The sequence below is a fragment of the Sphingomonas benefaciens genome, assembly GCF_052907485.1.
In genome coordinates this window covers 62070-84837 of record NZ_JBREIC010000007.1, presented here as the reverse complement: position 1 = coordinate 84837, position 22768 = coordinate 62070, and the positions used below count along the sequence as shown (strand labels likewise).

The 22768-nt window shown below is 63.8% G+C and carries 26 protein-coding genes; 20 read left to right on the top strand and 6 right to left on the bottom strand.

From position 1 onward, the window contains the following. Nucleotides 1–5 precede the first annotated feature (5 nt). From ACU5AX_RS18530 to ACU5AX_RS18475, 12 genes are all read left to right on the top strand, one after another. The gene (locus ACU5AX_RS18530; protein WP_446692034.1) at nucleotides 6–365 is read left to right on the top strand and encodes a hypothetical protein; all 360 of its coding nucleotides are present in this window, start codon (nucleotides 6–8) and stop codon (nucleotides 363–365) included. Continuing rightward, nucleotides 362–1063: a TrbI F-type domain-containing protein gene (locus tag ACU5AX_RS18525; RefSeq protein ID WP_446692033.1), complete on the top strand. Its 702-nt coding sequence runs from the start codon at nucleotides 362–364 to the stop codon at nucleotides 1061–1063. Before ACU5AX_RS18530 ends, ACU5AX_RS18525 begins: the two co-directional genes overlap by 4 nt. Continuing rightward, entirely contained in the window at nucleotides 1011–1595 is a 585-nt protein-coding gene (locus ACU5AX_RS18520) for a S26 family signal peptidase (RefSeq protein WP_446692032.1), read from the top strand. Before ACU5AX_RS18525 ends, ACU5AX_RS18520 begins: the two co-directional genes overlap by 53 nt. Beyond that, nucleotides 1592–2230 (top strand): type-F conjugative transfer system protein TraW, encoded by a 639-nt coding sequence (gene traW, locus ACU5AX_RS18515; RefSeq protein WP_446692031.1) that lies wholly within the window; start codon nucleotides 1592–1594, stop codon nucleotides 2228–2230. Before ACU5AX_RS18520 ends, traW begins: the two co-directional genes overlap by 4 nt. Before the next feature lie 32 nt (nucleotides 2231–2262). Further along, a complete protein-coding gene (locus ACU5AX_RS18510) occupies nucleotides 2263–2508 on the top strand; it encodes a hypothetical protein (RefSeq protein WP_446692030.1) in 246 nt (81 codons plus the stop codon). Next, entirely contained in the window at nucleotides 2505–3521 is a 1017-nt protein-coding gene (traU, locus tag ACU5AX_RS18505; RefSeq protein WP_310103679.1) for a conjugal transfer pilus assembly protein TraU, read from the top strand. The genes ACU5AX_RS18510 and traU overlap by 4 nt, the downstream gene beginning before the upstream one ends. Nucleotides 3522–3533: 12 nt before the next feature. Further along, entirely contained in the window at nucleotides 3534–4277 is a 744-nt protein-coding gene (trbC, locus tag ACU5AX_RS18500) for a type-F conjugative transfer system pilin assembly protein TrbC (RefSeq protein WP_066773518.1), read from the top strand. After that, the gene (locus ACU5AX_RS18495; protein ID WP_446692029.1) at nucleotides 4278–6071 is read left to right on the top strand and encodes a conjugal transfer protein TraN; all 1794 of its coding nucleotides are present in this window, start codon (nucleotides 4278–4280) and stop codon (nucleotides 6069–6071) included. A 40-nt stretch (nucleotides 6072–6111) separates the two neighbouring features. Continuing rightward, on the top strand, nucleotides 6112–6456 hold the full coding sequence (locus ACU5AX_RS18490) for a hypothetical protein (RefSeq protein ID WP_156442304.1): 345 nt from the start codon (nucleotides 6112–6114) through the stop codon (nucleotides 6454–6456). Continuing rightward, nucleotides 6437–7351: a conjugal transfer protein TraF gene (locus ACU5AX_RS18485; protein WP_446692028.1), complete on the top strand. Its 915-nt coding sequence runs from the start codon at nucleotides 6437–6439 to the stop codon at nucleotides 7349–7351. Before ACU5AX_RS18490 ends, ACU5AX_RS18485 begins: the two co-directional genes overlap by 20 nt. A 92-nt stretch (nucleotides 7352–7443) precedes the next feature. Further along, nucleotides 7444–8826, top strand: a complete 1383-nt coding sequence (locus ACU5AX_RS18480) for a conjugal transfer protein TraH (RefSeq protein ID WP_066773556.1) — start codon at nucleotides 7444–7446, stop codon at nucleotides 8824–8826. An 11-nt stretch (nucleotides 8827–8837) separates the two neighbouring features. Further along, nucleotides 8838–11705 (top strand): conjugal transfer protein TraG N-terminal domain-containing protein, encoded by a 2868-nt coding sequence (locus ACU5AX_RS18475; RefSeq protein WP_446692027.1) that lies wholly within the window; start codon nucleotides 8838–8840, stop codon nucleotides 11703–11705. A gap of 2 nt (nucleotides 11706–11707) precedes the next feature. Here the strand turns inward: ACU5AX_RS18475 and ACU5AX_RS18470 are convergent, their stop codons facing one another. Continuing rightward, the gene (locus tag ACU5AX_RS18470) at nucleotides 11708–11914 is read right to left on the bottom strand and encodes a hypothetical protein (RefSeq protein ID WP_066708168.1); all 207 of its coding nucleotides are present in this window, start codon (nucleotides 11912–11914) and stop codon (nucleotides 11708–11710) included. Nucleotides 11915–11955: 41 nt separating this feature from the next. On the opposite strand from ACU5AX_RS18470, the gene ACU5AX_RS18465 reads away from it, so the two are divergent. Together ACU5AX_RS18465 and ACU5AX_RS18460 are read left to right on the top strand one after the other, a co-directional pair. Beyond that, nucleotides 11956–12273 carry a hypothetical protein gene (locus ACU5AX_RS18465; protein WP_446692026.1) on the top strand — a complete coding sequence of 106 codons (318 nt, stop codon included), beginning with the start codon at nucleotides 11956–11958 and terminating at the stop codon, nucleotides 12271–12273. Between the two features lie 491 nt (nucleotides 12274–12764). Next, entirely contained in the window at nucleotides 12765–12962 is a 198-nt protein-coding gene (locus tag ACU5AX_RS18460) for a helix-turn-helix transcriptional regulator (protein WP_446692025.1), read from the top strand. Here ACU5AX_RS18460 and ACU5AX_RS18455 read toward each other — a convergent pair. Continuing rightward, on the bottom strand, nucleotides 12959–13222 hold the full coding sequence (locus ACU5AX_RS18455; RefSeq protein ID WP_446692024.1) for a hypothetical protein: 264 nt from the start codon (nucleotides 13220–13222) through the stop codon (nucleotides 12959–12961). The two genes, ACU5AX_RS18460 and ACU5AX_RS18455, sit on opposite strands and share 4 nt — an antisense overlap. Before the next feature lie 87 nt (nucleotides 13223–13309). Here ACU5AX_RS18455 and ACU5AX_RS18450 point away from each other — a divergent pair, with 87 nt between their 5' ends. Next, the gene (locus ACU5AX_RS18450) at nucleotides 13310–13516 is read left to right on the top strand and encodes a helix-hairpin-helix domain-containing protein (protein WP_066773553.1); all 207 of its coding nucleotides are present in this window, start codon (nucleotides 13310–13312) and stop codon (nucleotides 13514–13516) included. Nucleotides 13517–14047: 531 nt separating this feature from the next. Here ACU5AX_RS18450 and ACU5AX_RS18445 read toward each other — a convergent pair. Genes ACU5AX_RS18445 through ACU5AX_RS18435 form a run of 3 tightly spaced genes read right to left on the bottom strand, consistent with a single transcriptional unit; the run spans nucleotide 14048 to nucleotide 19777 of the window. Then, on the bottom strand, nucleotides 14048–17311 hold the full coding sequence (locus ACU5AX_RS18445) for an error-prone DNA polymerase (RefSeq protein ID WP_446692023.1): 3264 nt from the start codon (nucleotides 17309–17311) through the stop codon (nucleotides 14048–14050). Next, complete coding sequence (locus ACU5AX_RS18440; protein ID WP_446692022.1) at nucleotides 17308–19101, bottom strand: Y-family DNA polymerase; 1794 nt, start codon at nucleotides 19099–19101, stop codon at nucleotides 17308–17310. The genes ACU5AX_RS18445 and ACU5AX_RS18440 overlap by 4 nt, the downstream gene beginning before the upstream one ends. After that, nucleotides 19016–19777 carry an ImuA family protein gene (locus ACU5AX_RS18435; protein ID WP_446692021.1) on the bottom strand — a complete coding sequence of 254 codons (762 nt, stop codon included), beginning with the start codon at nucleotides 19775–19777 and terminating at the stop codon, nucleotides 19016–19018. The genes ACU5AX_RS18440 and ACU5AX_RS18435 overlap by 86 nt, the downstream gene beginning before the upstream one ends. 173 nt (nucleotides 19778–19950) lie before the next feature. Between ACU5AX_RS18435 and ACU5AX_RS18430 the strand changes: the two genes are divergently transcribed. Both ACU5AX_RS18430 and ACU5AX_RS18425 read left to right on the top strand, forming a co-directional pair. Continuing rightward, on the top strand, nucleotides 19951–20289 hold the full coding sequence (locus ACU5AX_RS18430) for a hypothetical protein (protein WP_446692020.1): 339 nt from the start codon (nucleotides 19951–19953) through the stop codon (nucleotides 20287–20289). 40 nt (nucleotides 20290–20329) lie between these two features. Next, nucleotides 20330–20533 carry a hypothetical protein gene (locus ACU5AX_RS18425; protein WP_446692019.1) on the top strand — a complete coding sequence of 68 codons (204 nt, stop codon included), beginning with the start codon at nucleotides 20330–20332 and terminating at the stop codon, nucleotides 20531–20533. A gap of 259 nt (nucleotides 20534–20792) precedes the next feature. Here ACU5AX_RS18425 and ACU5AX_RS18420 read toward each other — a convergent pair whose 3' ends face one another. Further along, nucleotides 20793–20969, bottom strand: a complete 177-nt coding sequence (locus ACU5AX_RS18420) for a hypothetical protein (protein ID WP_446692018.1) — start codon at nucleotides 20967–20969, stop codon at nucleotides 20793–20795. 41 nt (nucleotides 20970–21010) lie between these two features. Here ACU5AX_RS18420 and ACU5AX_RS18415 point away from each other — a divergent pair, with 41 nt between their 5' ends. Genes ACU5AX_RS18415 through ACU5AX_RS18405 form a run of 3 tightly spaced genes read left to right on the top strand, consistent with a single transcriptional unit; the run spans nucleotide 21011 to nucleotide 22729 of the window. Further along, the gene (locus ACU5AX_RS18415; RefSeq protein ID WP_446692017.1) at nucleotides 21011–21280 is read left to right on the top strand and encodes an HU family DNA-binding protein; all 270 of its coding nucleotides are present in this window, start codon (nucleotides 21011–21013) and stop codon (nucleotides 21278–21280) included. 46 nt (nucleotides 21281–21326) lie between these two features. Then, nucleotides 21327–21971, top strand: coding sequence for an SOS response-associated peptidase (locus ACU5AX_RS18410; protein WP_446692016.1), 645 nt, complete (start codon nucleotides 21327–21329; stop codon nucleotides 21969–21971). A gap of 8 nt (nucleotides 21972–21979) precedes the next feature. Continuing rightward, the gene (locus ACU5AX_RS18405) at nucleotides 21980–22729 is read left to right on the top strand and encodes a hypothetical protein (protein WP_446692015.1); all 750 of its coding nucleotides are present in this window, start codon (nucleotides 21980–21982) and stop codon (nucleotides 22727–22729) included. The last annotated feature ends 39 nt before the right edge of the window (nucleotides 22730–22768 follow it).

Genomic DNA, 22768 nt, shown 5'->3' with positions numbered 1-22768 from the left:
CCGTCATGGCAACGCACGCAAACCCCCTTCTGCCGCTCGCCGCGCCCAAGAGGACCGGACGGGTCGACTATGGCTTCCTGCTCTACTTCGGGCTGCACATGGCGGGCTTTCTCGCCACCACGTTGCTCATGACGTGGGGGCTCTTCGTGCTCTTCTTCCTCGTCCTGGGCGGCCTGTCGCTCGATGGGATGATGCACCACCTCCAGAACATGACCAGTCGCTATCTGGCGGCCGGTTCCGACCGCGTCGACCAGTTCAAGATAACGGTGGGTATCGCGCACCTGATCCTGTCGAGCGCCCTCATCTTCTTCCGCCGGCACGCCATCCTGCCGCGCGACCCTGCCGTCCGGGAGCGTCAAGCATGACCGAAGCATCGAGCACCGACCGCAACGGCGATGGCCTTGGGCTATCGCCCGATCTCGAGCCCCCACCGGTCCGTGAAACGGCGCGCGCGGCGACGCGCCGGGCCGTCTTCGCGGGCTACACGATGCCGCAGCTCCTTGTCGGCGCGGCGCTCCTGCTGGCCCTGATCTGGGCCATGTGGATCAGCAAGGCCGTGATGGCCGAGAAGCCGCAGCATATCGTCAAGGCGGACCTGTCGCGCATCGTCGGCGAATACGTGCAGGCGCAGGCCCGCAGTGCCACGCCACCCGAGCAGGTGCAGGCGCAGATGCGGACCTTCATGGCGGCGTTGGACACTGAGCTTCAGCGTCGTGGGGCCGCAGGGCAGGTCGTCCTCGTCGGCGAGGCGGTCCTGTCGAAGAGCGTCCCCGACATCACGGCCGACGTCGCCAAGGCTGTCTACTCGACCGGTGTTCGCGTGCCGCAGCCCGCCTCGCCTGCGCAGATGGGTGCCATGATGCGAGGGCAGGCCCCGGCTGCCCCGGTAGCTGCTCCGGCAGTTGCTGCCCCTGAGGTTCCGCAGATCCCGACCGCTGCCCCTGCGCCCTCGCCCTTTGGCGCGGTCGGAATGGACACGGCTCAAGCCGCCCCTGCACCGACCCCCGACCTTGGCGCTGCTGGCGCCAGTGTCTCGACCTTCGGTGGTCCCAGTGGCCAGTAAGGCCGCCAGCGCACCGGCGCCGACTGAGCGCTTCCGGCCGAGGAAACGGCTTTGGGCGGCGCTGGGCCTTTTCATCGCGGGTGGCGCGTCGCTGAACGCACTCGCGGAATGGCGCGATACGCACGCCCTGCTCATCAATTCGTCGGAGTCGCTGCCGAATTGGGCCTTCGTGATCCACAAGACTGCGACGCCGGCGCGCGGTGAATACGTCTTCTTCGTGCCTCCGGCCGCGCCGCTCGTCGTGCGCCACTTCGGTGCGAAGAAGCAGATGTTCGGCAAGATCGTCTATGGCATGCCTGGCGATCTGGTTGAGCACCATGGAGCCGACGTCATCGTCGCCGGCAAGCTTGTCGCGCACATGAAGCCGCTGACGAAGTTCGGTGAGCGGCTTGTGCCTGGACCAACCGGCATCATCCCGCGTGGCTGCTATTTCGTCGGTAGCCCGCACAAGGATGGCTTCGACAGCCGGTATGCGGCGATCGGCTTCGCGTGCGCGAACAAGATCGTCGGCGTCGGAACGCCGATCCTGTGAAGCGCGCGCTGGAGTCCGTCGCGATCGTCGCCCTACTCTCGGTTTCGCTGAGCTCAGCGACCCGCGCCAGCGACCATGGCGTCGTCGGGCAGACGTTCCCGATCGTAGAGCCGGATCTGCTCGCCACGATCGAGGCGAAGCTCCAGCGGCTGCAGGCGAACGGCGATATCGATCGCATGAATGCCGCCTTCGCTCGCAGGGCTGAGGCCCGCGTGCGGCGTCCGAAGCCCGTCGCCGGCATCACGCCCGCTACCGAGGCGCGGACCTGGGCCTATGATCCGACGATCACGATCGAGCGCGACGTTCAGGATCAGAAGGGCAACTACATCGCCCGGCGTGGTCAGACCGTGAACCCGCTCGATTTCACCGCCGTCACCCAGGCGCTGGTGTTCGTCGACGGTGACAACAAGGCCGAGATGGCGTGGGCAACCGCCCAATACAGCGACCTCAAGGCCAAGATCATCCTCGTCAGTGGCTCTCCCCTCGAGGAGATGACGGCGCGGCAACGCCGCTTCTATTTCGATCAGGAAGGTCGCCTGACGGGCAAGCTCGGCATCCGTCATACCCCCGCCGTCGCCGTGCAGGAAGGCCGCGTCATGAAGCTCTCCGAAATCAAGCTGAAGGGAAACAGCTGATGCCTCTGTGGCTAGACCTCCTGAAGACACCAATGGCAGCGCCGGAAACCGACGAGCTGCGCGGTATGCGCCGGACCTTCCAGATCCTGTGCGTGGCGTCGGCCGTTGGCGTCCTCGCCATCTCGCCTCTTGTGAAGCTCTTTGGTCGTCCCGCGTCGTTCGTGGTGGCCGCGGTCCTCGCGACGACGGCCCTTCACACGGCGCTCTACGTTTTCCGGAAGAACCGCGCGGACAACGCCTACCTCGACGCCGCCACTTCGTCGGAGGAGGCCGCGTGAAAGGCCTGCGCCTCCTCACCCTCGCGCTCTTCGCCTTCGCCCTGTCGGCGGTGTTGAGCCCGCGCGCGGAGGCGCAGTCGAAATGCACCGGCAAGTTCGTCAACCCGATCACCGATGTGTGCTGGTCGTGTCTGTTTCCGCTGTCTGTGGGTGGCCTGAAGATCTGGCCGAGCAATCGACCCGATACGGACAACCCCAGCTTGCCCGTCTGCGCCTGCGGATCGCCCGTCCCCCGTATCGGCATTTCGGCCGGCTTCTGGGAGCCGGTGCGTCTCGCCGACGTGTCGACCAAGCCGTGGTGTTTCGTGAACCTCGGCGGGACCAAGATCTCGCCCGGCTTCGACATCGGACAGGGCAATTTGTCAGGTCCGTCTCAGAAGGGTGGTAACGGGCAGAACACGTCGAAGTGGCACGTCCACTGGTACGTCTATCCGCTGCTCTACTGGATGGAGATCCTCGCGGACTTCGCCTGTTTCGAGCAATCGTCGTTCGATATCGCCTACATGACCGAAGTCGATCCGCTCTGGCAGGATGACTCGCTCACCGCGCTTATCAACCCCGAGGCAGTGCTCTTCTCCTCACCGATCGCACAGGCCGCGTGCGCGGGCGACTGCATCGCGGCGACCGCCAAGCTGCCGCTCGATGCGACCTTCTGGTGCGCGGGCTGTCAGGGGCCGATGTACCCCGTCAACGGCAACATCGCCGCCTCGATCGGCCACGTTCAGGCGTCGCGCCTGGCGCTTGCCCGCTTCGCCTTCAAGATCCACCGCGAAGGCCTCGCGTGGGGAACGATGGGCTCCAAGGGCCTCTGCAACAAGTACCCGATGCCGGTGCTGCGCAAGCAGCAATACCGCGTCCAGATGACCAACCCGATCCCGACCGTCAGCGGCAAGTATGCCTGCTCGCCGCTCGGTGCCTCGACCATGCCCCCGCAGGCTGGCCGGGCCTTCCCCGTGAAGGGCGAGGACATGGGCTACCTCGTCTGGCGCAAGCGCAACTGCTGTGTGCTGTGAGGAACCACTGACATGCGTCGCTTCACCATCGTCCTCGCTCTCGTCGCCACGATCGGCGGGATTCAGGCAATCGCTCAGACCGTCGACGGTCTGGATCTCGACGCCATCAAGCGTCGCTCGGCGGCCATGCAGGGCGATGCCGAGACGTTCGCCGACCACGTCCGCAATCGTGGCGACGCCTTCCGCGAAGAAGCCGTGGCGGTCCAGACCAAGGCCACCGGAAACCTCGTCGAGCTGGCGAAAGCCGACCTGCCCGTGAACGGCGACGGAGCTTTCGATTTCGATGAGATTATCAAGGGCGCCAGCCAGAACGTCTCGTCGACGGGGCGCGGCGACGCGCCCCAGTTCATCGCATTCGCCAGCTTGTCGATGCCGGTGCCGGCGCTTCGCCAGCTGATCGCCGACACAGCGAAGGCCGGAGGGGTGGTCGTCTTTCGCGGCTTTCCCGGCAATTCGATGAAGGCGTTCAGCGAGGCCTTGAGCAAGGTTGTGACCGAGAAGGACCAGCTCTCGAACGTCGGCATCGATCCCCGCCTCTTCCGCGCGTTCGACGTCCAGGCCGTGCCGACCTACGTGGCCGTGTCATCCGACTTCGACCTGTGCTCCGGCCTCAACTGTCGCACCGCGGTGCCCGCGCACGATCGCATCACCGGTAACGTCTCGGTCCGCTATGTGCTCGATACCTTCGTGTCGGCGCGCGGACCGGGTGCCGGTGTTGCCTCGGTCGCGCTGCGCAACATGGCGAAGGCCAGCTAAATGAAGCGGGTCGCCGCCTCCCTATTTCTCGCAATCCTCGTGGGTGGCGCCAGCGGCGTCATCGCGCAGACGACGATCGAAGAGGCGCGTCAGCAGGGCAATGCCATGGGCAAGGCGATGCGCGCCGATGATAGCCTCGGCCCGAATGAGCTGAAGCTGCAAGAGCTTCCCGGCTATGGCGGCACCGATCTGCCAGAGAAGGGCTATTTCGACGATCCCGACAAGCTGGCGATGGATGGGAAGGTCGCCGCGCCGACGAGCGACGCGTATGGCACCGTTACCGACAAGGGCGGCACGCGGCCGAGCTTCAGCAATGCCGAAATCATCGCTGCGACCTCGCGGGGCACCGCGATCGAGAAGGATCCCGAGACCTATCTCGGCGGGCAGGACATTGGCGGAAGCCAAGGCACCTGCACCGCGCTTCCCCCGTCGGTGGGCTCGAAGGGCTATTACGAAGCGACGTGCAACAAGGGCTCGAAGGTCACGCAGGCCAACGAGATCTGCCGCGGCAATATGGTCCCGCACGTCGTCAACACCGCCCGCTATTTCTACTATGGCGTTCTCGATAAGAACGAGGGCTACGGCTTTGCCCGCAATAGCGTCATGCAGGCTCGGACCGCGGCCGGCGTCTGCCGTACCGAACCGGTGTCGAAGCACATCTGCGACGCGCAGATCGACCTCGGCGCAGGCGGCACCAACGTCGAGGACTATCGCAAATTCTGTAAGGGCAAGCTGAGCGGCACAGCGCAGCTCTATTCCTGTTCGAGCGAGCTTCCCGCCAGTGACACGGGTAGCCACCAGAATTTTCGCACCGGCACGGTCTACCTGAAGAAGGAAGGCGAAGTCAGCGTGTCCGTCACCCGCAACGAGGGCACCTGCCCGTCGCTTGCCGCAGACACCAGCTGCACGCCGCAGGCGGCCGAGGTGTGCACCGAGGGCCCTGAAACACGCACGATTGAAGGCGTGCCAGTGACGCAGAGCTGCTGGGCCTGGTCGCGCACCTTCACCTGCCAGCGGCTCGAACCGGCGAGCGACTGCGGCTCGCTGGACGACAACAAGCAGTGCAAATTCCTGCGCGACGAATGTCTCGACGATCCCCAGTCGGGGGCCTGCAAGGTATCGCAGCGCGTCTATAGCTGCCCGCTGCCGGATGACCCGGCGTCGACCGACAAGCAGTATGTCTGCGGCAACGACGTCTACTGCCTCAACGGCAACTGCGAGCAGATCGAGCGCGAAGCCTCGACCGAGTTCAAGGACGCGCTCGTCGCGCTTCACTCGATCGGCGACGCCGGCAAGCAATTCGATCCGAACAACCTGACGGTCTTTTCCGGCGAGCGCGGGACCTGCAACAAGAAGATCTTTGGCGCGTCCAATTGCTGTTCGGGCAAGGGAGTGCCGTTGCTGACGCCCTGGCTGTGCAGCTCGGCCGAGAAGCAACTCGACGAGAAGGACGACAAGGGGCTGTGCCACAAGGTCGGGTCCTATTGTTCGGACAAGGTTCTCGGCATCTGCGTCACGTCGAAGGACGCCTATTGCTGCTTCGGCAGCAAGCTATCCCGCATCCTGCAGGAGCAGGGCCGCCAGCAGATCAATAAGCCGTGGGGCAAGCCCAAGGACGAGACCTGCAAGGGCTTCACCATCGAGGAGTTTCAGCGCCTCGACCTGTCGAAAATGGATTTTTCGGAGGTCTATGCCGAGTTCATGGACGCCGCAAAATTGCCCGACGAGGTCAGTGTCATGACCGACATCCAGCAGAAAATTCAGGGGTATTATGACCTTCACGGGGGCAAATGATGTGGAAGGTCCGGGGGGACCATGCGCCGTCGATATGTCGGTGCTCGACCTCGCCATCTTCCTGCGGATCCACCGCTCCGGGCGCGGCACGTCAGCCGGCGAGGTCGCACAGACGGTCGGGCACTGGTTCGACTGTCAAATCGACCCGCGAGAGATCGAGCGATCGTTTCCTCGCATGGTCGACGCCGGTTGGCTCGTGCGCCGCGACAGCGGGATGCGCGCCACGATCAAGGGCCGCAAGCACGGCCGCAGTCACCTCCGTGGGATCGTCCGCATGCTCGATCAGGGCACCAAGATGCTCGACGTCGCGCGGATGATGCACGTCCTTCAACTCGCAATGATTGAGCTCGACGGGGAGCACGACGATGATGACGATCAGGGATAACCGCCGCGGCCGCGTCGCCGCCACGCTTCTCATGCTCCTCGCAGCTGCCGCGCCGGTCGCGGCGCCGGCGGGGGCGCAGTCGCTCGATCTCCAATCAGCGGCGATGGCCGATGTCGGCGACGACGCGGAGAGCGAGGACCAGGTGCAGCCTGACGTCCTCGAGGCAAGCGTCGATACGCCTGTTCAGGGTGACGATTTCTACTGCGGCCAGCGCCGCCTCGGGCAGTGGTTCTATTGCGAGCGTCCGAAGACCCCCACCAAGTCGCCGCAAGCTGCCCAGCAGGCTCAAGCCTCGGCGACGGACCGGATGAAGGCGATCTCCAAGCAGCTCAACGAGCTGAAGAACCGCGCCATCCTCGAGCCGACCGAGGCCAACGTCATTGCCTATGTGCGCTATCAGCGCGAGCAGTTGGATCGGGCCTCCACCTTCTCCGACACCTGGCAGCGCGCGCTCTGGCAGAACCCCGACATCGACTACACGCTGCAGCGACCGGTCTCCACCGTCGGCAAGCGTGCCTGGACCGATAACCGCAGCGCTACGCGCGATCAGGCGCTGTCTCGTATCGGCCAGCGGTACGGCATGTTCTACTTCTTCGCGCAGAGCTGCGCCGCGTGCGAGGTCTTCTCTCCGATCCTCCGCTCGGTCGCCGACAGTCATCGTATGACCGTGATGGCCGTCTCCACCGATGGCGGTCCGAGCCGAACCTTCCCCAATTACGTGGTCGACAGCGGCCAGCGCGAGCGCATGGGCGTGCCGCTGGCCACGCCTGCGCTCGTTCTCTTCGACACCGTGACCCGCAAGACCGTGCCCATCGGCTTCGGCGTCATGTCGGCCGACGAGGTCATGGAGCGGATCTTCATGCTCACCAACACCAAGCCGGGTCAGGATTTCTGATGACCGCTACCACCTGCAAACCCCGCCCCTCCCCCTTCCGCGTCTTCCTGCGGCGGTCCGCCGCGGTCGTCGCGTGCCTCGGGGCCGCGAGCATGATCCCGGTCGACATCGCGCGTGCCGACGTCGCCGGGCAGATGAATAGCTTCTTCCAGGACGCGGGCGGCGCCGCCAATGTCACTGGCCCCAGCGCATATCAGGGCCAGAGCGCCGGATATTATTCGATGGGCAATGTCTGGACCCGCTTCCCGCAAAAGAGCGTGCAGCCGCTCAATCTCCAGATGCCGAGCGTGCGCGCCGGGTGTGGCGGCATCGACATCTTCACCGGCTCCTTCTCGTTCATCAACGGCGCCGAGATGGTGGCTATGCTGAAGGCGACCGCGAACAACGCGCTCGGCTTCGCGTTCCAGCTCGCGATCGACAGCGTCTCGCCCGAAATCGGCAAGGTCATGGACGGCATGGCCAACAAAGCGCAGCAGATGAACCAGATGAACATCTCGTCGTGCGAGGCAGCGCAGGGCTTGGTGGGGGGCCTATGGCCGAAGATGGCCGGAGCGCGGTCCAACGTCTGCGCGGCGATCGGCAACAGCCAAGGCATCTTCTCCGACTGGGCGCGGTCCCGTCAGGAGTGCGGACCGGGAAATAAGCAGGAGTCGACGATCGACGCCAACACCGATCCCAAGGTGGCGGAGAATGCGGCCGGCACGCCGCGCAACTACACCTGGGACGCAATCCAGAAGTCGAATAAGTTCGGCACCTTCGATCAGGCGTTCTCGGAATACCTGATGACCCTCGTCGGCACGATCATCGTCAACCCGAAGGGTGGCGATGACGGCGGCCCGGCTGTGGTCTTTCATGGGCCTGCCGAGGAGGCGGTCGTCACCGCCCTTCTCGATGGTACGGGCACGGGCGGGCAACCGGTCAAGTTTCTGAAGTGCGACGAGCAGCTGAAGTGCCTCAAGGTCACCGAACAGAATCTTCAGATCGCGACCGGACTTCGCACGAAGATCAAGGGTATGATCGACTCGATCAACTCGAAGATCCGCACCGACAGCGCGCTCGACGTTGGGGAGCAGCAGCTCCTCAACATGACGACGATCCCGCTCTACAAAATGCTCGCGGTCCAAGCGATGGCACACCAGAGCTTTAATCCCGGTGAGACGAACGCTCTCGCCGAGATCGTCGCTGTGAACATGCTCTCGGCGATGATCGACAACATGCTCGATCGGATCAGCCAGTCATCGGTCCAGGTCCAGTCGGGTGACGTCGACGTCAGCAAGGCATGGCGCGAGCAGCTGGCGTCGGCACGTGACCGCTACTCGCAGCGCGACTTCAAGCTGAACGACAAGCTCAATCAGACGATCTTCCTCATCAACAAATCCGTGATGCTGGAATCGACCCTGCAGAACAGCATGTCGCCGGCGATGGCCGCTTCGCTCAATTTCTCGCGCGGGCTGAGCGCGCAGGGCCTCAACTAAGGACGAACGGCATGGTCGAGGTCTTCACGATCGGCGGTGGCGAATACATCGTCAACACGTTCAACGCCGTCGCAGCGTGGACGGGAGGGGGCGGCTACCGTTCGCTCCTTCGCGTCGTCATGGTCCTCGGCCTGATCTATTCGCTTCTGTGCGTCGCCTTCACGATGAACGTCCGCGTCTGGATGAACTGGTTCATCGGTTCGACGCTCATCTACATGTGCTTGATGGTCCCTACCGTGTCGGTGAAGGTGACCGACCGCATCAACCCGTCGCTGGCCCCTGCCACCGTTGCCAACGTGCCCCTCGGGCTGGGCGTGATCGCGAGCTTCACCAGTCAGGTCGGTGACTGGCTCACCCGCACGGCCGAGACGGTCTTCACGATGCCAAGCCAGCTGAACTACTCAACCAACGGCATGGTCTATGGCGCGCGCCTTTTCGACGCGACGCGCAATTTTGAGATCCGCGACGCCGAGTTTGCGACCAACCTGTCGGCGCATTTCAAAAACTGCGTGTTCGGCGACATCATGCTCGGCCAGAAGTCGATGACCGACCTAGCCAACGCGAAGGATCTATGGACTGCGATGGGGCCGGGCTCTGTGGCTCGGTCGCAGCCTTGGGTCAGCCGCAACGGTGCGTCGGTGACAAGCGACATCATCACGTGCAACAACGCCTACAACCTGCTCTCAGAGCAATGGACGCCGATGATCGCGGCGCACACGCCGATCTGGTCGAAGCAGGCCTTCCCCAAACTCTCGACCGCCGTCGCCTCGGCTAAGCTTCGTGCTGATGTTCCGATCGTCAATCAGGCCTTCACCGCCTCGAGCGCCAACTACGAAGCCGTGATGCGGCAGAACACGGCGATCAACGCGTTCATGCAGGCTCGCGACGGGATGGCCGGTGGTCCGGGCGCGGCGTCGATCGATACCTTCGCCACGACGCGGGCGGACATTCAGGCGCGCAACACGTACAACTCGATCGCCCAACAGGCGATGAGCTGGGTTCCGATCCTCAACATCGTGCTCACGGTCGTGTTCTACGCGATGTTCCCGGTAATTTTCCCGCTCTTCCTGATGCCTCAAACGGGGGTCGGGGCGCTCAAGGGCTATCTGACCGGGTTCTTCTACCTCGCGTCTTGGGGGCCGCTGTACGTCATCCTCCACATGATCTGCATGACGCGCGCCACCAGTGCCGCCCAGGGCGCAGCGGAAGGAGGTATGTCGCTAGGCACGTTCGCGGGCATCGGCGCCGTCAATGCCGAGACGGCCACGATCGCCGGCTTCATGCTGATGAGTGTGCCCTTCCTCGCGGCGGGTCTCGCCAAGGGCGCGATGAGTATCTCGGGTCAGGCGACATCGGTCCTCAACCCGGCTCAGAACGCAGCGGAAGCGGCTGCGGCCGAGCAGACGACCGGCAACTATTCCTATGGCAACACCAGTTTTGCCAATTCGACGTCGAACATGCGGCAGGCCAACCAGTGGTCTGACGCCATGTCGTACACCAGCGGTGCCGGCGCTTACTCATACCGGCACGATAACGGTGCGACGTCGACGAGCCATGGCAACGGCTTCGTCGTTACCGACACAACCGGTGCGATGTCCCGGCTATCGGTCACTCCGACCCTTTCGACTGGGTATGTCTCAGAAATGCGACAGGCCGCGAGCATGCTGGAGCGTGAGGCCCAGAGCGAGGAGGCCGCAGCCGCTCGGATTCTCAGCACCACCCATACCGACCGAAGCGCACAAGGCACCTCGACTGACGTCACGAAGGCCACAGAGAACGGATCGGGTGTCCAGACGAATGTAGGCAGCGATCGCTTCGTTCGGACTGGCGGCTCGACCTTCGATACGTTGGAGAACCGCGGGGCTATCAACAACTCCTCCCGTGTCACGAACACCAACGGCCGCGGAGCTGAGGTCATTGATTCTGTCTCGGGTGGTCTGAGCGTCGGGCTTGGCGGCGGTGGGGCAGCGCGTCCCGGCAGGCCGAACCCCGCAGATGCCGTCGGTCCGAACGGGCCGCAGCAATTGCCGGAGAAGCCCAGTCTCGGACAAAAGCTGGCCGGTGCTCTGCCCCAAATCAAGGGGAGCAAAACTTGGACGGGCCAGCAAACCGATTCGCTGCGTCAAAACCAAGACCAGACCCGTTCCGTTGAAGATGGCTCGTCGATTGGCGATGGAACTCGCAACGAGCAGTCTTATGGCGAAAACCTGAACCAGAGCACCGGCAATTATACGAGATCCGGCACATCCGTTCGTGCTGCTACCTCACAGACGTCGAGCGTCAGCACCGAGGACGCACGGTCGCTGGCGTATTCGCATGAGCTGCGCGCCCGCCAGCTTCACGAAAAGGCCCAGCAGCTATCCAATGATGCAAGCTATGCTGAGACGCACGGCATGCAGATGAGTGAGAATATGAGCCAGGAGTTGGCTCAGTGGTACGCGAAAGAGCAGGCCGAAAAGCCCGCGTTGAATGCCCCCGGCCTTCACGAGACGGCGGTTAGCGATCAGCAGCGGGTCACTCGCGATCAGATGGTTTCCCGGTTCCTTGAGCAAAAGCGGCAGGACATTTATAACGGCGTGGCTCCGCGCTTGCACGAGCCGGACCTCGTCGACGTTCCGAAGGTCCCCGTCTCAAGCGCTGCAGACGTTGAGGCTCGCTATCATCCGACTGGCCTCCGCGCAGTTCCAACGGTTGGCGGTTCTGGCGATGGGTCTGCGACCGTTGCGCAGATCGATACTCAAACGGCTGCGATCAAGGCAGATCAGGATGCCAAGAGGGTGATCCGAGCAGGCGCCGTTGAGGCTGGCTCAGCCGTGAGGGGTGAGGTCGATGAAGCTATGCGTAAGGGCTTCTTCACCGACCCGGAGCTTAGGAAGTGAACCTACAGGAAATACGCGCAATAGAGCAGCCCGCCGGCGAGCAGGCCGTAGGCGAGGAGATACCCGATGGTGCCTCCTTGGGTCCAACGGCCGCTCGCGTCCGCGAACGGCTGCAAAGTCGGCGCGTCGTCGGCATCATCAACCACGACGAGGGGGCCACCCGGCCTATCCCGTGTCGCGTTGTATAGCGACAGATCAAATTCTGGCATGACGCTAACCTCCGCACGGAGGTTGGCATTGGAGCGAGGCAATGGCAAGCATTTCTGCGCACCGCACCGATAACCACGAACCTCTCGATCTACGCAGCAATCTGCTTTTTGGGTTCTCGTGGTTGCTGGTGATGGCGGTCGGGCTGATGCCCCTTGCGGAGGCCGTTCTGCATCGATCGCTTTCGATCACGATGCCGACCACGATTGCCTTCTTCATCGCGGTCGGGAGCGGCGTCATGCTGCGCCGGCACTACACCTGGGTGGGCGTCGTGCTCCACATCTACGGGCAGATCGCCATCTGGCTTTCCCTGTTCGTCATGTCGCTCGCTATCGTACTGGCCCTGTTGGGTCACAAATGATCCCGTTCTGCCTGATCCTCGGTGACAGCACCGCAGTTGGCACCGCCGCAGCGTTGGCGATGTCGGGCATTCAGTGCGAGATGCGCGCTCGTGTTGGCGCATCTTCCGGTGACGCGCTGCGGTTCTCCCCTGAGACGTTGTCCGCCAGCTTCGTTGTCATAGCTCTCGGTTCGAACGATCCGCGCAACCCTAATCTTCTTCGAAATCTGGACGTCATCCGGCGTAGAACCGCTGCGTCCCGGGTCGTTTGGATCGCGCCGTATAATCCGGCTGCCTCAGCGATCGTCAGGACTGTTGCCGTGACCTTCGGCGATACGGTGGTGCACCTGGACGCCTTTCGTACACAAGACGGCATCCACCCTGTCAGTTATAGCTCAGTCGCTCGGATGGTGAGTGCGCCACGACCAACACAACGCTCGCCAGGTGCCCGGTCAACCTCACCAAGCGCTCAGCGGCTCGTCCGCCGAGCCGTCGTTGTCACGTTCTAAGCCGTGGCAGGTCTTTGCAACAGGCTGAAGGTCCTCCGCAAAGAGCGTGGTTGGAGCCAAGCACAGCTCGCTGAAAGGCTTCAGATCTCACGGCAAGCGGTCAACGCGATCGAAACGGGGAAGCACGATCCGTCGTTGTCTAGCGCGTTCCAGATTGCACGCCTTTTCAGAAGACCGATTGCCGAAATATTCGGCGACTAGGTCAGGGTTTTCGGTGATGGGACGTAGGGATGTGCCTGGCGCACAACCTCTGCGGCTTTCGCGATGGCTTCGATCTCCTTCTTAGTGCCGCTCGGATCAATCCTCCAATTTGACTGGGGATCGAATACGATGGGCAAAGCCGTCACCTCGCCTATCAGCTTTGCCCAGTGCGCTTCGGGCTTGCCAGTGACGCCAGCGAGCAAATGGGCGAGCAGCGCCCGAATGTCGTCCGTGTCTTCCGGAGCGTCATGGTTGGCCATTGGTCACCCTTTTCTCGCCGTTGCCGCGGCAGTCTGAACCGGGAGGGGCTCCTATCGGTTTGCTACCGGCAAACGAAAAGGATGACCATGAGCGACGCATCTCTCGTCAACGTAAACACTGCGACGGCCGAGCAGCTGGATGCCGTTCCGGAGCTCAAAGGCCATGGTTTCGAGATTGTTCGCTACCGTGAGGAGCGCGGCAAATTCACCGATCTTCGTCAACTTGATGAGGTGCCCGGCATGGCCGGAAAGGCGGACGGCGGGAGGTCTGCACTGACCGTTGGCGACGCCTGATGCCTTAGCGGCGCAGGATCGGCACCGAGGATACCGAGGCATGGCCGCGGCGGCCGCATCCTCGGCATCGCAGCCGAATGACCTTCGATGCGACATCGCCGTCGCCGTGAAAGCGTTCGAGGATCTGACTTGCTGGCATATTCATGCTCCGGCCGCAGGCGCATGCGATCCGCATGTCGGCGCGATCGGTCGCCCATTCGCCGAGCGTTTTGTACGGTGCCTCGATCGTCGGCCGTTTGCTCACAGCGGTGACACGTCCTCATACCGTCCCGCCTTGCGTAGCTGGCGGACGATCCCGTTAAACGCGGCTGTCACCCCTTGGGCTCTGCCAATTTCGTTCGTCTGGGATGCGGCATCCCAATAGAGCTCGAGGGGCCAACGTTCAGGGCAGTGGGGCAGAAGACAGCGTAGCGCGAGACGGACTTCCATGCCGTCGACGGTCGTCTCCGAACACCTGGCCACGCCGGCACGCAGGATGTGCACCGACAGCGCGATCACCACGCGCTGGTGCCGAGGAAGCGTCGACACGGATCAGTGGAAGTCGTGCGATTTGAAGCGCACGACCTCCTCAGGATCCTTACCGTCCGCGTGAGGCGGCCAGTATTGGTTGCGCGGCTCGGGCTGCCATCCCTTGTCCCCGCGATCCGGTGAGCCTGGATGCTGGCCGGCATCGCCGCGCCCGGTGCGGTGCGGGAAGGACATATCTCCGACACGGTGCAGCAGGTCGCCATGGTCGACGATCCGGTCGCAGATGACGTGGATCACCTCGCCTTCCTTCTGCACACGCCCCTTTAGACCCACCATGGAGGCCGACATCACGGTGCGGCGCTGCGCCTCAAAACGGTCGGGCCAAAGTATGCCATTGGCGATGCCGGTTTCGTCCTCGATCGTGATGAACAGGACGCCCTTCGCGCTTCCGGGCTTCTGGCGCACGAGGATGATGCCGGCGACCTCGACGTGTCGGCCGTCGCGGACGCTCGCGAGATCCGCGCAGCGTGTCACGCCGCGACGTGTCAGCTCGTCACGCACGAACGTAAGCGGGTGAGCGCGGAGCGACAACTGCAGATTGCGATAATCCTCGATCACCTCACGGCCATCGGTCAGCGCCCGCAGCTGCACCTCTGGCTCAATGCCTTCGGCGCTCAGCGTCTCGGCCGCGCGGTCCGCTGCGGCAAAGAGCGGCAGCGGAGCCTCGCCGAGCCCCCTCACCTTCCATAGACCCTGCCGGCGATCAGCGCCGAAGCTGTGGAAGGCATCGCCGTCCGCCAGCTTCTCGATCGCGGCGCGCTGCGCGCCGGATCGGCGCCAGACGTCCTCGACGCAGTCATAAGCGGTGGTGCTGCGCGCGGAGACGATCTTCGCCCCGTCAGCGTTCGAGAGGCCGCGGATCACCCGCAGGCCAAGCCGCACCGCCAGGTAGCGCCCGCCTGTTCGCTCGAGTGTGCAATCCCAGCGACTGGCGTTGACGCAAGGCGGCCGCACCTCGACGCCATGCTCGCGCGCGTCGCGGACGATCTGTGCGGGCGCGTAGAAGCCCATCGGTTGCGCGTTCATCAGCGCGGCGCAGAACACGTCCGGATGATGGTGTTTCATCCAGCTGCTCGCATAAGAGATCTTGGCGAAGCTGGCGGCGTGGCTCTCCGGAAAGCCGTAGGAGCCGAAGCCCTCAAGCTGGCGGAAGGTGCGCTCGGCGAAGTCGCGCGGATAGCCGCGTGCGACCATGCCCTCGATCAGCTTCTCGCTAAAATGGCTGACCCCGCCAGTGAATTTGAAGGTGGCCATGGCGCGGCGCAGTTGGTCCGCCTCGGCCGGGGTGAAGCCCGCGCCGACAATCGCGACCTTCATGGCTTGCTCCTGAAACAGGGGAACGCCGAGGGTCTTTTCCAATACCGCGCGCAGCTCCGGGCGCGGGTACTCCGGCCGTTCCAGCCCCTCACGCCGGCGAAGGTACGGGTGGACCATGTCACCCTGGATCGGCCCCGGCCGCACGATCGCGACCTGGATCACGAGGTCATAAAAGCGGCGTGGCTTCATGCGCGGCAGCATGCTCATCTGCGCGCGGCTCTCGATCTGGAAGGTGCCGAGCGTGTCAGCCTTCTGGATCATGGCGTAGACGGCCGGGTCATCGTCCTGCAGGTCGGCCAATCCAACCCGAATGCCCTTGTCCTGTTCGAGTAGGTTGAAGGCCCGGTTCATGCAGCCGAGCATGCCCAAGCCGAGGACGTCGACCTTCATGAACTTGAGGCTGTCGATGTCGTCCTTGTCCCACTCGATGATCTGGCGATCCTCCATCGCAGCGGGCTCGATCGGCACCAGGTCATCGAGGCGGTCATGCGTCAGCACGAAGCCGCCTGGGTGCTGCGACATGTGACGTGGCACGCCAATCAGCTTGCGCGCGAGGTCGAGCGTCAGGCGTAGGCGACGGTCCGCGATGTCGAGGTTGAGCTCGTCGACCTGCTTCTCGCCGACGCCCTCGGCCGACCAGCCCCACACGAGGCCGGCGAGCGAGGACGTCAAATCCTCCGGTAGCCCGAGCGCTTTGCCAACGTCACGCACCGCGCCGCGCGCGCGGTAACGGGTCACGACCGCAGTCAGCGCAGCCCGGTCACGCCCATAGGTCTCGTAGATCCACTGGATGATCTCCTCGCGGCGCTCATGCTCGAAATCGACGTCGATGTCGGGCGGTTCGCGACGTTCGCCCGACACGAAGCGCTCGAATAGCAGCTCGTGCTTGATGGGGTCGATGGAGGTGACGCCGAGCACGAAGCATACGCAACTGTTCGCGGCCGAGCCGCGGCCCTGGCAGAGAATCCCGCGCCGGCGCGCCTCCCGCACGATCGCATAGACGGTGAGGAAGTACGGCGCGTAGCCAAGCTCGCCGATCAGCCGCATCTCATGCGCAATCTGGTTGGTGTACGCCTCCGGCACTTGGCCATCGAACATCCGCTCGACCGCTTCGGTCGCCAGCTTCTCCAAGGCTTCCTGCGCTGACAGACCCTCGATCAGGCGTTCGTGCGGGTATTGATAGGCCAGCTCGCCAAGGTCGAAGGTACAGATGCGCGCGATATCGACGCTTGCCTGTAGCGCGTCCGGATAGGCGCGGAATCGCCGGACCATCTCGTCGGGCGACTTGAGCGCCCGGTCCGCGTTCACCTCGCGGCGGTAGCCGAGCTCGTCGACGGTGCATTTCTCGCGCACCGCAGTCACGACGTCCTGAAGCAGCCGTGCCTCGGGCGCGTGATAGAGCACATCGCCGGTCACAACGGCACGGACCCCTGCCCCGCCTGCCTGTCGCGCCAGCGCATCGATGCGGACGGCGTCCCCCGGCCGACGCCGCTGGAACAGGGCCATGTAGCCGCGACGCCCGTAGATAGCCTTCAGGTCCTTCAGTGCGGCGACGTTCTCCTCGTCCGCCTCGTGCGGCAGCAGGATGGCGACGACGCCCTCGGACCACGGCTCGAGGTCGTGCCAGTGGAGGAGGCACCCGCCCTTGCCCGCCCGCTTCTTGCCGACGGTGAGCAGCCGCGTGATCCTCGACCAGGCGGGCCGGTCGGTCGGATAGAGCAGCAGGCGCCGGCCGCAGGACAGATCGACGCGCGTGCCCGCGATCGAGCGGACGCCTGTGGCTTTCTGCGCCTCCCATGCCCGCACGACACCCCCAACGGTGCCGATGTCGCTGACGCCGATCGCCGGGTAGCCGAGCAGCGCCGCGGCCGCGAACAGCTCCTCCGGCGACGAAGCGCCGCGCAGGAGCGAGAAGTGGGTGAGCACCTGTAGCTCGACATAGTGGGTCATCCGAAGACCCCGTGCATCCACCAGGACAGGTCGCCCGTCTCGTCCTCGAAACCGTCACCGCGGCGGAAGACCCAGTAGCGGCCGCCCGCATCGTCCTCGACACGGTAATAGTCCCGCACCGCCCACACCTCGGCATCGCGGCGCCACCACTCGCCGTGCACGCGCTCGGGGCCGTCGCCGGCAACGACCTTGTAGGTCTTGCCCCGCCACTCGAACCGACGCGGTGGCTGGTCCGGCATCAGCGCCATCACGCGCGCCAGCGGTTCCGGCCGGGCAAAGAGGCGGATCGGGCGCTTCCATGCCGGCCATGATCCTGGCATCTCCACCGGGTCGGAGCGGGTGACGGCCCGCTCCGGCACATGGCTTTCGACGGGCGCAAGCCGGTAGACGGCATAGCCTCCAATCCTGCCGGCGATGACGTCGACGAGGCGCGCCGGGTCCCGCACCAGCTCCTCGCCGGCGAGGACCGCGCCAAGGTCGACCGCATCCAGCGGTTCGGTATGCGGCGCGACCAGCCAGAATTGCTCGAGACCCATGCCAGGGTCGATCCGCTCGATCCTGAGCTTCAGGAGCCTGAGAAGGTGCGATACCTCGCGCGTCGGCCGCGAAGTGCCGACACCCACGACCTGTTCCGAGCCGTCGACGCGCAGGGCCGTGAGGCGGAGTGCCCGTGCGCCCAAGCCTCGCGCCTGCAGGACCTGCGCTAGATCGTTCAGCAGGTCCCCCATAACCTGTTCGATCGCCTCGGCCGTGCCGATCGGCTCGAGGAGGCGCCGCTCGACGACAGGAACCTCGGCATCTTCGCGCGGGGTGATTGGCTCGGCGACCGCGCCAAGCGCCTGGTCCAGACGCGTGATCGCCGGCAGACCGAGCCGACGCGCCAGTGGTCCGCGCGCGACGGGCAGCAGATCCGCTACTGTCTCGAAGCCGAAGCGTTTGGCAGCGCTGATGGCGCTCGGGGCCAGGCGCAAGGCGACGATCGGCAGCGGCGAGATCGCACTGGCGGTTGCACCCGGCTCGACGCGGGTCAGCTCACTGCGGCCGAAGCGAGCGAGGGCATGGGCCGCCCCTGCCGTATCAGCGACGGCCACGCGTGCGGTGAAGCCGGCACGATGGCAGAAGGCGATCAGCCGCCTACAGAACCGCTCCTCGCCACCATGCAGATGCGCGCAGCCCGCAAGGTCGATCCAGAGCCCGTCAGCGGGCGTGACAGCAGCAATCGGCGACCAGCGCCGAACCGCGAACAGCGCAAGGCGATCGAGGAGTGCAGCGTCAGCCTCCGGCTCGGCCGGACGGAAGTCGAGATTCGATACGAGCGCGCGCGCATGGGTCGCAGCCATGCCGGGATGAATGCCAAGCGCCCGCGCGCCTTCGCACGCAGCAACCACCTCCTCGCGCCGGCCAGCCTTGCCAATGAGCGCCAAGGGTGGAAGGCCATCGGTTTTAATATCCAATGGCGATGCTTTCCGCCCCGGATGCCCTGCGATTACGGTCTTATAAGGGTGGCTTGCTGCCTCCGATCGCCGGCCGAGCTCGCGCATGGGCGGCTGCGCGTGCGTTGGCAGCGCCGCAATCTGCGTCTCGACGTCGGCGCGGGAAGGCAGGCCCTCGCGTGCCCACCGCGCGCCTGGCCGCCAACCGCCGCCCCGCGGCACCGAACAGGCGCCGGGGTCGTCATCTACCGGCAGCTCGAGGACCGGCCGTTCAGGCTGCCGCGAAGCGGACCGTTCCAACCGTCTCAGCCGCTCGATGGCCAAGTCCGGCAGGAACAGCGAGACGACCCGTCTCATCGCTGCCCTCCACAATCAGGGAGAACCCCTCACCCCCACGCTGGCGAGCGCACTCAACTGCCCATCTCGCCCTTCCTACACCCGCGACCTCAAGCCGCTCGGACGGCGCGGTGCCGATCCTCCAGCGGGTCCAGGCCGCAGATGGTTCGGCAAGCGGATCCTCGCCCAGACCGCGTCGACGACGTAGAAGTAGGACGGGCATGTCAGCCTCGGCCGCGACCAGCTGCAGACGTCGGGTCGCGACCATGGAAACCTTGCTCGCCTCCGCGACGATCGCAGACGGTGTGCCGTCACGCACCGCATCCTCGATCACCGCCAGGAGGGCCGCATCATCACGCGGTTGGGCATGGATCACGGCTGCGGCCGGTAGTCCGATCTGCTCCAGCGCCGGTGCATACAGGTCGGCGCGGCAGCTCGCCCACAGTACCGGCCCGCCTGTCGCAGCAGCTTCACGTGCGGCGATGCTCGCGAGGAAGAGGGTCGTTGCCGCGTCGTCGACCATCGTACCGCTCTGCGCCGTCGCTTCGTGCAACGCGCCAGCTCGGAGGCCCCCTGCCCCAAGTCGCCCGTCGATCGCGTCGACGCCAAACGGCATGACGCGGAAGTCGGTCGCGGGTGTGGCGATCGTCCGCACATGCGCTATGGTTGGTGCGACGGAAGAAAGGGCGGCGGGCATAAGGGCTAGACTCTACTTGTTCCCTTTATGTTCCGTTAACGCGGGCTGTTGGTCAAGTGGGTTTGCGTTTCTACCCCGTGCCATAAGGCGCCAGCGTCAAGCCGAACGGCCGATCTCACTCTTCCGCAAAAGCTTTGTAGACCAGGCCGATGCGGACGCTTTATAGCGAGCTCATGAGCCTCGGCCGCCTTGTTCGCGCTCTTGCGCTATCGTTCCTGGCGGTGATGCTTGTCCTGCGGGTCGGGCCGGTTTGCGAGGCCGTTGCAGTCGCTGCGGCGCCGATCGCCGCAGCTGATATGCAGATGATGGCTGGCTGCGATCAGCCCGTGAAGAAGCCGATCAAGGGCGCTTCCTCACAGGCGTGCATTGGCGGTTGCATTGCTGTCGATCCGCATCCGTCTCTCGCCGCCACAATCGCGCCGGCTGTCGCCGGTTCGCCGATCATGGCCGCTTATCCGCATCTTGAAGGTCACCGCGGTGGCCCTGCTCCCCCGCCCCCGCGAGCGGTGTGATCGACCAACATCCAACGATCACATTTCAAGGAATGCTCACATGAAGACCATCAAGTTTGTTGCCGCCGCTATCGCTCTCTCGCTCGTTCCCGCCACGGCCTTCGCTGCGGCCGATTGCTGCGCCGGCAAGGAGTGCTGCAAAGACGGTAAGGACTGCTGCAAAGACGGCAAAAGCGACTGCTGCAAGGACATGAAGGGCGGCGATCATGCCGGCCATGACATGTCGGGTATGTCGATGAAGTGATTGCGGACGGGGCGCTGGGAAGCGCCCCGTTTGTTTTTCTCCGTCGCCGCCTGGTTCATCCCGATAGCGGCAGGGTTGTTCTACCTGACACGAACAAATGGATCAGATGCAGGACTTCTACGGGTGGTGGAACGAGCGCACAAAGGCTGAGCGCAGAGGCTATCTCGTGACATGCTGGATACTGACCTTTTTGAGCGGCATCGAGGTCGGTAGAGCCCTCTTCCAAGACACCCACTAGCGCGCCGCGGCAGGTCGCCTCTCAGAGATCGATGTTGCGGTTCTTCATAGCTTCAGCCGCCAGATCACCGATCGGCCCTACCCCGCCAACGGTCTCGTAAATCACCGTGACGTCGTGGTCCTCGAGCTTGTCGAGCATCAGCGCGACGGCCCGCGCGCCCGCCTCATCCAGCACGGTCTTTGTGTCGTCGCTCGCCATGGGTAAGGATCCTGCCCGTTTTCTAAGGAGCATGAGATAGCATGAACATCAGCGAGCTGGCCAAGGGTGTGGCAACGTCGACGGGATCGAGCGAAGCCGACGCCAAGAAGGCGATCACGGCGGTCTTCGATCAGATCGCGGCCGCTGCGGCGAAGGGTGACGAGGTATCCATCCCTGGGTTCGGCAAGTTCGCCGTCAAGGATCGACCGGAGCGTCAGGGTCGCAACCCGGCGACCGGCGAGGCCATGACGATCGCGGCGTCGAAGAAGGTGTCGTTCACTGCCGCGAAGGGTCTGAAGGACAAGCTCTGACCAATATGCGCCGGCGATTGATCGCCGGCGCCGATAGGAGGTGCGGATGTGTAATAGATACAGGCTGACGGCGAAGCAGGCCGAGGTGGCCGCGACTTTCGGCATCCGCCCTCCCTTTGAGGTCGATGAGACGTTTCCGGCAGGCGATATCTTTCCCACTGGAAAGAAGACGCCGTTCTACGGCGCCGTCGTCCTGCAGGATGGCGACGATCGGCGGATCGAGCGCATGGAATGGGGAGTGCCCACCCAGATTCCGAGCAAACGCGATCCCGCGACGAAGCTGACAAAGTACGTGACCAATGTCCGGAACCTTACCTCAAGCTTCTGGCGGTCGATGCTAACCACGCCGGCGCGGCGCTGCCTCGTGCCGGTGACATCATTCTCCGAGTACGGGTTAGCTCCTGGCGAAGATGGCAAGAAGCCGTTGCACTGGTTCGACGTGCCTAGTCGGCCGATCTTTGCCTTTGCCGGCATCTGGCGACCCACTGAGCGCGGCAATGCCTATGGTTTTTTAACTACTGAACCCAACTCAATCGTCGCTCCGATCCATCCGAAGGCTATGCCTGTAATCTTGCATGATGATGATTACGATCGTTGGCTCACTGCCGCCTGGGAAGATCTGATCGACGTAGTTGCACCATATCCGTCCCAGCTGATGACCTTGAACAGCCCTGTCAATTTCGAAAGATAGCCGGATCTATGACCAAAGCGGTAGAAATAGATCGACCAAAGGTTAGTGAGGCTCGGCGCTCGGATGTCCAAGCTGACGAACCACCTATTCGCCCCCGCATAGGTCTGTCATTGACTGCCCTTGCAGCAGGTTTGATTAACCTCGTCGGTGGCGGTGCCGTCCTGAAGGCATGGATATTCAATGCGGGCCAGACCTACTATGATGCTCTTTTCAGAGCGTTTTGGCTTCCGGAAGGCGTAATAGGTCTTTCAGACTCCGTTGTTACCGCAGCGGGATATCGCGTTCTAAGAGACAACACCGAATTATGGGTCTTAATAATAATTTACGGCATCCCTTTGGTGATAACTATTGCCTTTGCCGCACTCGCGTTTGAGTGGGCGCTGGAAAGGACCCTAGGTCGCAAGTTGCCGTTGGTGTATAAGCGGATCAAGAAAGCCGGTGACGTTTTTGGGCGCATCTATCTAATAATTTCGCTGGTTCTGGTAATTCCTTGGCTAGTTGGTATGCTTTGGGCTGGCGTCTATCGCTATCCAAAAGTGGCCAGTGATGCCGGAAAAGCGAAACATGCTGAAATAAAAGCCCTCATTAAGAATAACTGTTCAGCGTGCCCCAGATGGGGAAACGGTGTTAAAGGCGTTGCGATCGTAGCAAACGGGCAAACTGCACTGATAGCCACAGAACGAGGTGTTATGTCGATCGACGTTAAGAGCCTTAATCAACGGCTTGATGATACCCCCGATAGCGGCAAGCAGCGTTAAGCTACGACAGTTCGTACATAGAGCGAAGAGGTAGGTGGG

Coding starts and splice junctions, on each gene's coding strand:
- ACU5AX_RS18530 (WP_446692034.1), top strand. CDS start 6: ATGGCAACGCACGCAAACCCCCTTCTGCCGCTCGCCGCGCCCAAGAGG.
- ACU5AX_RS18525 (WP_446692033.1), top strand. CDS start 362: ATGACCGAAGCATCGAGCACCGACCGCAACGGCGATGGCCTTGGGCTA.
- ACU5AX_RS18510 (WP_446692030.1), top strand. CDS start 2,263: ATGGCAGCGCCGGAAACCGACGAGCTGCGCGGTATGCGCCGGACCTTC.
- trbC (WP_066773518.1), top strand. CDS start 3,534: ATGCGTCGCTTCACCATCGTCCTCGCTCTCGTCGCCACGATCGGCGGG.
- ACU5AX_RS18495 (WP_446692029.1), top strand. CDS start 4,278: ATGAAGCGGGTCGCCGCCTCCCTATTTCTCGCAATCCTCGTGGGTGGC.
- ACU5AX_RS18485 (WP_446692028.1), top strand. CDS start 6,437: ATGATGACGATCAGGGATAACCGCCGCGGCCGCGTCGCCGCCACGCTT.
- ACU5AX_RS18480 (WP_066773556.1), top strand. CDS start 7,444: ATGATCCCGGTCGACATCGCGCGTGCCGACGTCGCCGGGCAGATGAAT.
- ACU5AX_RS18475 (WP_446692027.1), top strand. CDS start 8,838: ATGGTCGAGGTCTTCACGATCGGCGGTGGCGAATACATCGTCAACACG.
- ACU5AX_RS18470 (WP_066708168.1), bottom strand. CDS start 11,914: ATGCCAGAATTTGATCTGTCGCTATACAACGCGACACGGGATAGGCCG.
- ACU5AX_RS18465 (WP_446692026.1), top strand. CDS start 11,956: ATGGCAAGCATTTCTGCGCACCGCACCGATAACCACGAACCTCTCGAT.
- ACU5AX_RS18455 (WP_446692024.1), bottom strand. CDS start 13,222: ATGGCCAACCATGACGCTCCGGAAGACACGGACGACATTCGGGCGCTG.
- ACU5AX_RS18450 (WP_066773553.1), top strand. CDS start 13,310: ATGAGCGACGCATCTCTCGTCAACGTAAACACTGCGACGGCCGAGCAG.
- ACU5AX_RS18445 (WP_446692023.1), bottom strand. CDS start 17,311: ATGACCCACTATGTCGAGCTACAGGTGCTCACCCACTTCTCGCTCCTG.
- ACU5AX_RS18440 (WP_446692022.1), bottom strand. CDS start 19,101: ATGAGACGGGTCGTCTCGCTGTTCCTGCCGGACTTGGCCATCGAGCGG.
- ACU5AX_RS18435 (WP_446692021.1), bottom strand. CDS start 19,777: ATGCCCGCCGCCCTTTCTTCCGTCGCACCAACCATAGCGCATGTGCGG.
- ACU5AX_RS18430 (WP_446692020.1), top strand. CDS start 19,951: ATGAGCCTCGGCCGCCTTGTTCGCGCTCTTGCGCTATCGTTCCTGGCG.
- ACU5AX_RS18425 (WP_446692019.1), top strand. CDS start 20,330: ATGAAGACCATCAAGTTTGTTGCCGCCGCTATCGCTCTCTCGCTCGTT.
- ACU5AX_RS18420 (WP_446692018.1), bottom strand. CDS start 20,969: ATGGCGAGCGACGACACAAAGACCGTGCTGGATGAGGCGGGCGCGCGG.
- ACU5AX_RS18415 (WP_446692017.1), top strand. CDS start 21,011: ATGAACATCAGCGAGCTGGCCAAGGGTGTGGCAACGTCGACGGGATCG.
- ACU5AX_RS18410 (WP_446692016.1), top strand. CDS start 21,327: ATGTGTAATAGATACAGGCTGACGGCGAAGCAGGCCGAGGTGGCCGCG.
- ACU5AX_RS18405 (WP_446692015.1), top strand. CDS start 21,980: ATGACCAAAGCGGTAGAAATAGATCGACCAAAGGTTAGTGAGGCTCGG.